Raw genomic sequence first — 12058 nt, forward strand, 5'->3', positions numbered from 1 at the left:
TAGCATGGCTATGGGCTTGTGATCCATCATTTTTGGGGATAGTTATGCTGATACGATATTTTTTTGCCTTTTTTTTAATTTTTTCTAGTTTAAGTTTAACTCAAGCACGAGCCGAAGCAACGCTCCAGATTCAACAGCGTGATCCGATTGCACAGTTTGTGCAAAGTGATTTTGGTCAGCGCCGTGCTTTACTTAATCAATGGCCGGGCAGTGTTGATCAATTAGATCAATTGGTTGAATACTTAAATCAAAATCAATTGTATACAGACGGTACTGGTCAAACATTTATTTTACAAGATGACAGTACATTAATCGCCTATCAAAGCGGTCAAGTTGTGAAGACATGGCCAATCGATCTCTCTGAAGTCACCTTAGTGAATACCTTGCGTAAGGCCTTAAGCTTTGCTCAAGCACAAGTCAAATTAAAATCCGCAGACCCGCAACAGCGTCTCGCTGCGATAGACATTTTAGAAAATAACTTAGCTGAATTAGATCATCAGCACATCAGTGGGCTGTACTTAAATGAGCAAAATAATAAAGTTAAAGCGCGTTTAGCGCAGCTCAAAGCGCGCTTAGATTTACAACAAAATAATATTTTAACCAAAGTTCAAGCAGTCAATGTATTGGCAGAATCCAATCGTCCTGATGTATTGGCGCTCATTGAACAAGAATTAAATAGTCCAAATCTGCATCCTGATTTAGCTACAGCGTTAACGGCAGCCAAAAGCAGTATTCAAACTCGTATTCAAGCCAGCGAATGGACGGGGCATATTTTCTCAGGCTTAAGTAGTGCCAGTATTTTGCTGCTGGCTGCGCTTGGTCTTGCTATCACTTATGGTTTGCTTGGCGTGATTAATATGGCCCATGGTGAGCTGATTATGATTGGTGCCTATACCACCTATGTGGTGCAAAGCCTGTTTAAAAGCTATTTAGGCAGCTATGTAGATTGGTACTTAGTGGTGGCCATTCCTGCAGCATTTTTGGTCAGTTGTTTGATTGGTATGCTGATTGAGCGCACGGTGATTCGTCCTTTATATGGTCGTCAATTAGAAACTTTATTGGCAACATTTGGCGTGAGCTTAATTTTAATGCAATTGGTACGTATGATCTTTGGCGCGCAAAACGTTGAAGTGTCGAATATTGCATGGCTCTCAGGTGGCATTGCTTTAACGCCTAGCCTGATGCTGCCTTATAACCGCATTGCGATTATTGTCTTTACCCTCGCTGTGCTGCTGATTTTGGTTTATCTGCTCAATAAAACCCGTTTTGGTTTATTTGTCCGGGCAGTGACGCAAAACCGTCAAATGGCGCGTGCGGTAGGTATTCGCTCTAGTCGCATTGACATGATGGCTTTTGGTTTAGGTTCGGGGCTAGCCGGCCTTGCAGGCTGTGCCTTGGCACAAGTGGGTAATGTCGGCCCAGATTTAGGGCAAACCTATATTATTGATGCTTTCCTTGTGGTGGTGGTTGGTGGTGTAGGACAGGTGTTAGGTGCGGTTTTAGCGGCATTAGGTTTAGGCATTAGTGGCACTGTCTTAGAAATTGGCATGGGCGCAGTACTGGCAAAAATTTTACTGTTGATCTTGGTGATTTTATTTATTCAAAAACGTCCGCAAGGCTTGTTTGCGATTAAAGGTCGATTTGTGGAGTAAATACAATGAAAACAGAAATTTTAACTTCCAAATCGATGATTGATTTACAGCGTAAACCACGCGGTATCTATGGTTTATTGGGTAATCAACCCATCAGTGCAGCCGCAATTGCAGTGTGTTTTACGATTTTACTATTATTGCCGTGGCTACATGTATTACCCAGTGATTCTAGTTTTTATTTATCAGCCTACTGGGTCACTTTAATTGGCAAGATCATGTGTTTGGCTTTGGTGGCTTTAGCGCTAGATTTAGTTTGGGGGTATGCCGGCATTTTAAGCTTAGGACATGGTTTATATTTTGCCTTGGGTGGCTATGCTTTTGGCATGTATTTAACCCGTGAATCAGCGGGCAATGATTTACCAGAGTTTATGCGCTTTTTAAGTTGGAATGAGTTACCGTGGTATTGGGTCGGCACAGAATACATTGCTTGGGCCTTGGCTTTGGTGGTGTTGGTACCTGGTTTAGTGGCCTTTATTTTTGGTTATTTTGCCTTTCGTTCCAAAATCAAAGGCGTGTATTTTTCCATTATTACTCAAGCCATGACCTTTGCCGCAGCCTTATTGTTTTTTAGAAATGAAACTGGCTTTGGCGGTAATAACGGTTTTACTGGCTTTAAAAGCATTTTAGGTTTGGATATTACTTCGGCGCCCATGCGTGCCAGCCTATGTTTTTTAACGGCATTGGTGTTATTGCTGTGCTTTATAGGTTTACGCCATTTAATGAATCAGCCTTATGGCCGTGTATTGGGTGCTATTCGTGACAGTGAAAACCGTTTGCAATATTTAGGTTACCGTACACTTTGGTACAAACTTTCTGCTTGGGTGTTATCTGCTGTGATTGCCGGAATTGCCGGAGCTTTATATGTGCCACAAGCAGGAATTATTAACCCGAGCGAAATGAACCCTGTTAACTCAATTGAAATGGCAGTCTGGGTAGCAGCGGGTGGACGCGGCACGTTAATTGGTCCAATTTTGGGGGCAGGTTTAATTAACGGGGTTAAAACCTACTTTACCGTGGCTGCACCAGAATTTTGGCTGCTAATTTTAGGCGCATTATTTATTGTAGTGACGCTATTTTTACCTAAAGGCGTGATTGGGTTGCTCGATCGCTTTAAAAAGAATAAGGAAGATGTCTAATGCTGGTACAACAACCCCATGGTGGGCATGCTGTCGAGGGTTACGACCGTCCTAAAACCGACGGTGCTGATTTTACTCATGGTGTCGCACTATATTTAGAAAAGGTCAGTGTTTGGTTTGACTCATTTCGCGCTTTAAATGATTTATCCCTGTATATCAATGAAGGTGAGTTACGCTGCATTATTGGCCCAAATGGTGCCGGTAAAACCACTTTAATGGATGTGATTACTGGAAAAACTCGTCCTACCGAAGGCAGTGCCTATTTTGGGCAAAACTACAATTTGGCCAAAATGAGCACTGAACAAATTGCTGAAGCTGGTATTGGACGCAAATTTCAAAAACCTACGGTATTTGAAAATTTTACCGTACTAGAAAATTTACTGTTGGCAGCACCTAAAGATAAACGCGTCAAAAAGAGCTTTTTTAGCCGTTTAAGCGGTGAGGCACAAGATGCTTTAGATGCCTCACTCAGGCAAATTCGTCTGCAAGAATTAGTCAATAAACCTGCAGGCTTATTGTCACATGGACAAAAGCAATGGTTAGAAATTGGGATGTTGCTGATGCAGCAGCCCAAACTCATTTTACTCGATGAACCTGTGGCGGGGATGACCGACGCCGAAACCGAGCGTACCGCAGAGTTATGTTTAGAGCTCAAGAAAAATCACACTTTAATTGTAGTGGAACACGATATGAGCTTTATTGACACCATTAGTGAAAAAGTCACGGTATTGGCTCAGGGCGCGATTTTAGCCGAAGGTACATTGGCCCAAGTCCAAGCCAATGAAGACGTCATTGAAAAATATTTAGGCCGCTAAGGAGAGATTTATGTTAGAGATTAACAGCATTAATCAATTTTATGGCGGCAGTCATATTTTACGTGATGTGTCCTTTACTGCACCATTGGGTCAATGCTCAGTGGTACTAGGGCGTAACGGGGTGGGTAAAACCACCTTGCTCAAATGCTTAATGGGAATTTTGCCAATTAAATCTGGGCAAATTTTATTAGAGGGTGAAGACATTAGTAAAATGAGTCCTGAACAGCGGGTTCGTGCTGGCTTAGCCTATGTGCCACAAGGACGTGATATTTTCTCAACCCTCACAGTAGAAGAAAATATTTTAATTGGTATGGCCAAGTTTAAAGGCAGTAAAGCCAAAACTGTACCAGCGCATTTATATGAGATCTTTCCTGTTTTAGAGGAGATGAAATATCGCCGTGGTGGTGACTTATCAGGAGGACAGCAACAACAACTGGCGATTGCCCGTGCTTTGGCTTCAGAGCCCAAAGTTTTAATCTTAGATGAACCCACCGAAGGCATTCAACCATCCATTATCAAAGATATTGGACGGGTGATTGAAAGCCTAAAAAAAAGTGGAAATATGTCAATTATTTTAGTGGAACAATTCTATGATTTTGCCGAAGAGTTAGCAGATCATTATACAGTGATGGCGCGTGGTCAAATTATTGCACAAGGTCAAGGGCAAGAAATGCCAAATAAAGGCATTCGTGATTTAGTGGCAATTTAGCTTAATAAAAAGACATCTAAGCCTCTTGAGCTGAGAAAGCATCCTAACTTGCTGGTAATCTGATCGATTTAGTTGGTTTTTTTATCTGTCGCCTTGTACCATTCATCCGGTAGAAGGCGATTTTTTCTTTTATCTAGATAGCGGTAATAAATAAATATGTGATCAGTTATGCATTATTTTGAATAATAGTGTAAATTTCAACTATTTTCAATGTGCTAATCTTTCGCCTTAAACAATTTATTTGATCTATGAATTTAAGGTAAGCAGATTTGAAGCAAGCACTCTGGTCAGTACATAAAATCCGCGGATTTACCCTGATTGAGTTGATGGTCACATTAACTGTATTGGCAATTATTACCATGATCGCCACGCCTTCTTTGGCCAATGCGCTAGAAAATCAGAAGCTCAAGCAAGCCGCCATTGAGCTAAAAATCGGTTTGCAACAGGCACGTAGTCAAGCGGTGCTCACCAGCAGTGAGCAGGTGGTTTGCCCCATGATCGCTGGTATGACTGAGGCCAATTGTGCAACAGCTTTAGCGGATGCTCAAAACCTGAGCAGTGCGCAACAAAACAAGAAGACCACGTTAGTGGCGCTAGATTCTAAAGTTGAACTACAAAGTGATAGTGCAACAGCCTTTGTATTTAGCCCCCAAGGCTATACCACTGAGCAAACGATTACCTTGTGTAGCAGTGAACGTTCTTATGCCATCACCGTTTACATGCCAGGTCATGTGGAAATGGTGCAAGGGAATGCTTGTTCATGAGCTTAAAGCAACAACAGGGTATGGGTCTTATGGAAGTCTTGGTGGCGATGCTGATTTTATCCGTGGCCATTTTAGGCTTTGTGGCTCTGCAAGTACGTGCCACAGTCGCCACAGAAGAAGCTTTAAAGCGCTCTGATGCTTTAATTCTACTGCATGGTTTGGCGGAAAAAATCCGTCTCAATGCTCAAGCCGACTACCGTGTGGTGATACCTAAACAGCTGCCTAGCTGTGCCCAGACGCAAGATTGTAGCCCCAATCAACAAGCGCAGGTGGACTTGTATCAACAACAACAGCTTGCTAAGAGCAAACTCATTCAAATTGGGGTAGCCGATTGCCCCAATACTTCTGTTCAGCAAAGCCGACTCTGCTTAATTGCATCTTGGAATGAAACGCAGCCCATTGTGGCTGCACGCCACATTGAGCAGCGTTGTTTAAATGATAATGGAACCAAATCAGACAGCATAGCCAATGATGCTGGTCGATATGCCGACAATCCAGATTGTCTGGTTTTGGAGGCATACTAATGCGTAACTTTCAGCAAGTTGGCTTTAGCCTCATTGAGCTGATGGTGGCGATTGCCATCGGTTTAATTTTAGTTGCGGTGGCCATACAGCTTTTTATCAGTGGACAAGTCAATTATCAAATTCAACAAGCGGCTTCCACCGTCCAAGACAGTGGAGTCTTTGGTTTAAGTGCGGTGACTAAAAATATTCGTTTGGCTAATCATGGCAATGCCGCTGTGATCAATGATCAAAGCCTGTATGGCGGTATTGTGCTATCTAGCCAATATGTTGATGAACAACAACAGCTCAAGGGTAACTTGCATGGTTTGAAATTGGCGGACACCTGGGTCTCTGGCAGCAATTATGTCTCAGCGACTGCGCTCAATCCGAGTGCTATTGCTGGTCTTAACAGTGATCAATTGGTCATTATGTATCAAGCACCGATGGAGATGCGCACTTGTACTGGGCGTTTGGTACGCGGGCCGAATCGCAGCCTTAGCAGACTGCAAAAAGGCTGGTATGTGATTGAAAAGTATTATGTGAAGAAAAGTGCTGATCAATCAGCCGATTTATATTGTTCCGATAGTTTTTTTGTGGCCAAAGGTGAATTGACCCCACAAAGTTTGCTAGACGGTGATAAAGAGACACTAACTATTGAACACAGCGAAACCTTAATGGGGGATTATGGGCAAAGTGAGGGACACTTAATTGCCAATAATGTTGAATATATGCGCGTGCAATTGTTGATTCGTCATCCAGATCAACGCCGCGGCACCCTAGATGTTGCTGCTTATAATGCCTTAGCGTTAAGTGATACACAGCAAGTCAGACCTGCCATTGTTGGGGTTAATTTAGCATGGTTGGTACGTTCCAATGAAAAAGTGCCGCATGCAAATCGCAGCACTTATCAGGTTTTAGACCGTAGTATTCGTGTGCCTGATGATCAATTTATGCGTCAAATCTATAGCACGACCATTGCTTTAAGAAATGGCGGTTTAGGGGATGTTGGCCCATGAAACAGCAGCAAGGAGCCACTTTAATTGTAGTGCTGATTTTATTGTTATTAATCAGTATGGTCGGGTTGTATGCCATCCGACACAGTATGTTTAATCTTAAACTTGCCACGCATGCTCAAGTCCAGACTTTACTGATGCAAACCTCAGATGTTGCATTAGATCATTTAGAAAAAAACTTTAATGCCAATGAAGCTGGTCATTTGGCCAGTACGCCGATTGGTCAAGTGCTCTTGGCGGGCCATCAGGGTAAAGAATTACAGTTTTGTTTTAAACCGACCCAAGTGGGCGAGCAAGCAAGCACAGGCTTATTCTTTGATTTAGCTGAATTTCGTATAGTAGAGCGCCTAAATATAACTGAAAAAACTGGGGTGAGCTCGGCACTTTCAGGTGATATTAATGCGGTTTGTGATCCCGAGCGTATGTTTTCAATCAGCCGCAAAGCCGTGGTCACACAAGTGGCTGTGGTCAGTCCTGACGATCCGACTGTTGAAATGAATCGCTTTGATTTGGCAGCAAAAAATAGCGATCTAAAAGAAGTGAATGTAGAAACCAAACGCGTACGGGTTATCGTGACCTCGTTCGCACCAGCCTTAGCCTCAGGCGTAGCGATTGATGAGATTAATACCTGCTTACAACACCGAATGATGGATGACAGCTTACTCAATAATCGTGCTGATCCTGCTTTAAATCCTTCACAGGTCAAAGTTGAGACCGTACACGAATGCTTAAATCAGTTGGGCGTGCCACTGAACACACAACAGGCAGAATATGTTGTGCGTTTGTCTGAAACCACACATTAACTCGCGCTTGGGAAAACCATCATGAAATTAAAACCACTTGTTCGATTCATGGCCGTATTGCCCCTTGCGATTATGCCAAGTTATGCCAGTGATTTAAGTATTTATAAAGGCAATCAACAAGGTAAAACCTCAATTTTCCTGATGCTTGATACCTCAGGCAGTATGGGAATTAGCTCTTTAGTCTTATCGCGCAATAATCAATATGGCAGTTCAGGCGATGTAGATCGCGCCCTATGTGATCGTGTGTTGGTTGAAGAATATTATTCTAACCGCTCAACTGCAAAAATCTGGGAATGGGCGTATAACTTAAAAGACCCAAACACCAATAAAACCGCAATTGCTAAGAGTGTAAAAATCGGTGATAAAACCATCCCTTATTATATACGTGGGTGTAGTAAAGATGGCATGACCCAATATGACCGCTTATCACGTCTAAAAGAAGCAATTTTACCTTTACTGGCAAGTGATAAACTTGATGATGAAGTCATTATGGGACTTGGGCATTTTTCTGCTAAAACAGGGCTGAGTATTGGCAGCGCGAGCAATACCTTAGTTGACGGTCACTCGGGCCGAGTACTTGTGCCAGCTGCCCCTTTGAGCGTCGAACAAAGACAAAAACTGGCGCTCGAAATTGCCAATTTTAAATCTTTAGATACCACCACCAATGAAGATGGTAGTGCAAACCCTAACTTGAAACTTTCAAGTAATAGTTATCCTGCTGACATCAGTAAAAGTTCAAGTGGTACGCCTACTGCTCATGCTTATGCTGAAGCAGGTGCGTATATGATGGGTACTGGCACCGGCTATGACAATAACCATAATAATTTAAATAAAATCTCGTATATCTATGATGGCTACATGGTCAAACAAAGTAACAATGATGATGGTCAGGCTTACTTTATTTGTGTCGAACTGGGCAGTGGACGTACCTCAGCTTTAGGTGCGACAGTCAAACAATGCCCAAGTGGTTGGCCAAGCTATAGCTCATCGAATAAATCTTTTTCTACGGGCAATAAAGTTTACCGTCCTGATGGTCATGGCGGTTGGATGTCAGTCAGCCCAAAAGAGTTACGCACTCAAGTGGGCGATATGCATAAACTGTGGGATATTTATGCCAAATTACCTGTAGGTTGGCGTTTAGACGGCTGGATGAAAGTCGATGAAGAGCCGATGGATATTGAGCCAATTGTAGGGACGGTATGGGCTTATAATGATGGTATACGTGGTTTAGTTTCATATCGTACCAATCCATTTGCTTTGAGTGAAACCTTAATAGGCGTAACTGATAATATGGTCGGTGGTTTCCGCTATTCGGTCGCGAGTTCAAAAAAAACCGACAATAGCCATACTTATTTGGCCGGCGGTTCTAAAAATAGCTGTGATGGCAATGGGATTTACTTCTTAACCGACGGTGCACCCAATTCCACTAAAGATGAGATGGCAAAAGCCATTATGAATCATTCTTTAACTGGCCAATACGCCTTTCCAGTCAAACCCAATGGTACAGGTGTGTTGGTTTCACCTCAGTTAAAATCTAATTTATTTTCAGGTGAAACAGGAGGCTGGGAATATATTGGTGAATACGCCAAAAAATTAAATAGCAAAACGGCCAATCCAGCAGGTATGCGTATTAAAACAGCCGTGGTGGGGTTTGGCTCAACATTTGAAGGATTAAAACAAAAACCAGATGGCAGTTATGATTGTGATTCTACTGATAATTTGGATGTCAAAAATGCCTGTAAGTGGGGCAGTAAAGGTTATGGCTATGGTGAGGGCGGGTTCTATCAAGCCACCAATTCAGATGATATTGCCAACAGTATTATCGACTTTGTACAAACTTTAAAAGTTGATTTTACTCCATCAAGTTTAGGCTCTATTTCTGTGCCGCGTGACCCACTCGATCAAACCCAAATGATGAGCACAGGCTTTTTCCCGATGGTGATGCCACACGAAGATCATAGCTTACGCACTTGGGCTGGGAACCTAAAAAAATACCATATTATTGATGGTACCTTAAAAGATACTCGCCATAATGCTATTTATCATTTGGTGAATAATCAACAAGTGATCAATCCTCATGCGCAAGATTTATGGTCAAATGATGATGCCAGTATTAACCATGCTGTGGTTAATCAAGGGGGAGCTTGGGGCAAAATTCCTGTGCCTTCTCAGCAAGTCAATGCCCATGATCCAAGTTCGGCCACTGCTGAGCGCCGTGTATTTATTTTGGATGAAAATCGGTTAAAACGCGTCCATAAAGACAATTTGGCGACTGGTATGTTGGGGGAGTCAATTCAAGATTTAAATATCGCCCAGCGTTATGCGTTGCTGAATTATTTAGGTTATGCCACCGCCTTACCTGAGGACGCGGTCAGCAGTTTATCCGCCCATGATTTAGCCAAGATTAGCCAAGTTCCGAGCAGCCCTTATCGCTATTTGGGTGGGGTCGTACATTCCACACCACTGGTCGTCACTCAAGAAGCGAAACTCGATCCAAACGCTAATACGGTGATTAATGGACGCAATGAATATGTGGTTTACGGCTCTATGGAAGGGGGTTTACATATTGTCGATGCCAAAACTGGCCAAGAACAATCGGTTTTTGTGCCTCAAGAAATCATCAAGCAGCAATATGACACGTTGGCACAACCACACTCTAAAGGGATTATGGCTGAAGGTAAAATCGGTCTGGCCTATGGCGTGGATGCACCTTGGACAGCAGATAACACCTTTACAGTCAAAGTGAGCAAAGCTACTGATCGTCAAAAAACCGTCCACTATCAAGCGGAGCGTCTTAATATTTATGGCGGTTTGCGTATGGGTGGGGCGGCGTTATATGGTCTAAATATTGCCGACCCCAAGAATCCTGAACTGTTATTTCATTTACATCCGGGTTTAGCAGAATTTCAACGTATGGGGCAAATTTGGGCCAAGCCGACCATTAGCGAAATCCGTGTCCAAGGTAAGCGTCGTAAAGTGTTGATCTTTGGTGGTGGTTATGATGCTGATATCTATGAAAAAGAAGGTAATCAATTTAAAGAACCCACGTCCAATGCCACCTTAGGCAATGCTTTGTATGTGGTAGATGCACAAACGGGTGAATTGATTTGGATGACCAGTGCCGATACCACAGGTGTTGAGGCTGCACATCAAAAAACCTCCCAAGCCCAAGTGCTATATAGCGTGGTTGGCCAGCCTGTGGTTCGGGATTATGACGCCGATGGTCTGGCTGATATGATTTACTTTGCTGATTTGGGCGGACAAATCTTCCGAGTTGATTTAAATAATGTCAATCAGGTCAGTTTAACGGAGAAAAAGAATGTGGCGGTGCGTGTGCAACGTATTGCGAATTTACGTGAAGCCAGTACGCAGCATGAACATGATCGCCTGAATCATCCAAGCTTTGTACCGCGTTTTTATGAGCGTTTAACTACGGCAGTTTTTGATGCTGGTCAATCACGCTTTGTATTCTTAAGCGCGGGTTCAGGCAATCGCAGTTTTCCACTTGAGGGGAGTCCTAAGTCAAATAAGTTATACGGTATTTTTGACTATGATGCAGCCATAAATGGCTTAGAAAAAACCAGCTTTACCCAAGATGTGGGGCTCAGCGTTGAAGCCAGTAGCACCAATCTGGCGCAGCGCGGTGAATTGGGTCGTAGCATGACCACACTACAATGGGGGGGTGGCAGCCTACATCAAGACAACATCCGCAGCAATATGGGACGCGGTGCAGGTCAGTATCGCGGTTGGGTATTTAATTTAAAATCAATAGCCGACACTACCACACAATACTTCGCCAAGTCTTTTGAAGAGTCACAATTGGTTGCAGGCGATCTTTATCTCAATGTTTATGATCCTAAAGCGACCTTAAATAATATCTCTAATAACTGTGGGGGTGGGGTACAAGGTTTGTCGACGACTCATCGGGTGTGTGCGCCATTTGGTGATTGTGCAGCCTATGTAAAGCAAGATTATCAAGGCATTATTGGCCCAACGTTGGCTGCAACTGCAAGCAGTCATCGGACTTCAAGTTTAGTGGGTCCGGTAGCCGCGACTGAAGAAGCCTGCGTGGGGCGATGTGATCAAGATAATACAGCTTTAAATACGCAGCGTTTGAAGACGTATTCACAAGCGCGAGTGATTAAGCCTACACGTTGGTTTGAACGCTAATGGCCAAATTTAGTTCACAAGGGTTTACTTTATTAGAGTTAATGGTGGTGGTGGTGATTGTGGCAATTTTTGCTGTGATAGCCATACCAAGTTATGAACGCTATATGGCACGCAATCAGCAAGCTAAAGCGCAAGCTGAACTGTTAATGTTAGCTGAGCGTTTAGAAAGTTATCGTGGTCGGCAATTGAACTATGCAGGCTTTCGGGCGCCCAATGAAACTGAGGCAGGGGTAGTATATTTACCTAAAAATGCCACTGCTGATCAATATAGTTATAAAATTCAGATTCTTGATCTCAATACGCATCAAGATTTACAGCAATCCGTCATTGGGCAAGCATATAAACTGATTGCCACACCTGATCCGCGTGGTCAGCATTATTTACGTGAATCACCCTCTTATTTTTTGAGTTCACGTAGTCAAAAATGTGCCAGTTTAGACGGACTGACCGCAACAAATACAGATTGTGGCACAACATCACAGGAATGGTAAAA

General features: G+C 43.1%; 9 protein-coding genes and 1 pseudogene. All 10 read left to right on the forward strand.

Annotated features, from left to right (window positions below):
- Positions 1-344: 344 nt before the first annotated feature.
- Positions 345-1652: pseudogene (urtB, locus tag AC5YCD_RS04455) on the forward strand (urea ABC transporter permease subunit UrtB); the annotation flags it as partial.
- A gap of 35 nt (positions 1653-1687) precedes the next feature.
- Positions 1688-2788 (forward strand): urea ABC transporter permease subunit UrtC, encoded by a 1101-nt coding sequence (gene urtC, locus AC5YCD_RS04460; protein WP_496128996.1) that lies wholly within the window; start codon positions 1688-1690, stop codon positions 2786-2788.
- Positions 2788-3603 (forward strand): urea ABC transporter ATP-binding protein UrtD, encoded by an 816-nt coding sequence (gene urtD, locus AC5YCD_RS04465; RefSeq protein WP_496128876.1) that lies wholly within the window; start codon positions 2788-2790, stop codon positions 3601-3603. The genes urtC and urtD overlap by 1 nt, the downstream gene beginning before the upstream one ends.
- Positions 3604-3613: 10 nt before the next feature.
- Positions 3614-4312 carry an urea ABC transporter ATP-binding subunit UrtE gene (gene urtE, locus AC5YCD_RS04470; protein ID WP_496128877.1) on the forward strand — a complete coding sequence of 233 codons (699 nt, stop codon included), beginning with the start codon at positions 3614-3616 and terminating at the stop codon, positions 4310-4312.
- Positions 4313-4581: 269 nt separating this feature from the next.
- Complete coding sequence (locus tag AC5YCD_RS04475; RefSeq protein WP_496128878.1) at positions 4582-5076, forward strand: GspH/FimT family pseudopilin; 495 nt, start codon at positions 4582-4584, stop codon at positions 5074-5076.
- Positions 5073-5600, forward strand: a complete 528-nt coding sequence (gene pilV, locus AC5YCD_RS04480; RefSeq protein WP_496128879.1) for a type IV pilus modification protein PilV — start codon at positions 5073-5075, stop codon at positions 5598-5600. The genes AC5YCD_RS04475 and pilV overlap by 4 nt, the downstream gene beginning before the upstream one ends.
- Positions 5600-6595, forward strand: coding sequence for a PilW family protein (locus tag AC5YCD_RS04485; RefSeq protein WP_496128880.1), 996 nt, complete (start codon positions 5600-5602; stop codon positions 6593-6595). The genes pilV and AC5YCD_RS04485 overlap by 1 nt, the downstream gene beginning before the upstream one ends.
- Positions 6592-7395 (forward strand): hypothetical protein, encoded by an 804-nt coding sequence (locus AC5YCD_RS04490; protein ID WP_496128881.1) that lies wholly within the window; start codon positions 6592-6594, stop codon positions 7393-7395. The genes AC5YCD_RS04485 and AC5YCD_RS04490 overlap by 4 nt, the downstream gene beginning before the upstream one ends.
- A 21-nt stretch (positions 7396-7416) precedes the next feature.
- Positions 7417-11565 carry a pilus assembly protein gene (locus AC5YCD_RS04495; RefSeq protein ID WP_496128882.1) on the forward strand — a complete coding sequence of 1383 codons (4149 nt, stop codon included), beginning with the start codon at positions 7417-7419 and terminating at the stop codon, positions 11563-11565.
- Positions 11565-12056, forward strand: a complete 492-nt coding sequence (locus AC5YCD_RS04500) for a type IV pilin protein (protein ID WP_496128883.1) — start codon at positions 11565-11567, stop codon at positions 12054-12056. Before AC5YCD_RS04495 ends, AC5YCD_RS04500 begins: the two co-directional genes overlap by 1 nt.
- Positions 12057-12058 lie beyond the last annotated feature (2 nt).

Source organism: Acinetobacter sp. CY05 (assembly GCF_059515805.1).

Coding starts and splice junctions, on each gene's coding strand:
- AC5YCD_RS04490 (WP_496128881.1), top strand. CDS start 6,592: ATGAAACAGCAGCAAGGAGCCACTTTAATTGTAGTGCTGATTTTATTG.
- pilV (WP_496128879.1), top strand. CDS start 5,073: ATGAGCTTAAAGCAACAACAGGGTATGGGTCTTATGGAAGTCTTGGTG.
- AC5YCD_RS04500 (WP_496128883.1), top strand. CDS start 11,565: ATGGCCAAATTTAGTTCACAAGGGTTTACTTTATTAGAGTTAATGGTG.
- urtE (WP_496128877.1), top strand. CDS start 3,614: ATGTTAGAGATTAACAGCATTAATCAATTTTATGGCGGCAGTCATATT.
- AC5YCD_RS04495 (WP_496128882.1), top strand. CDS start 7,417: ATGAAATTAAAACCACTTGTTCGATTCATGGCCGTATTGCCCCTTGCG.
- AC5YCD_RS04485 (WP_496128880.1), top strand. CDS start 5,600: ATGCGTAACTTTCAGCAAGTTGGCTTTAGCCTCATTGAGCTGATGGTG.
- urtC (WP_496128996.1), top strand. CDS start 1,688: ATGATTGATTTACAGCGTAAACCACGCGGTATCTATGGTTTATTGGGT.
- urtD (WP_496128876.1), top strand. CDS start 2,788: ATGCTGGTACAACAACCCCATGGTGGGCATGCTGTCGAGGGTTACGAC.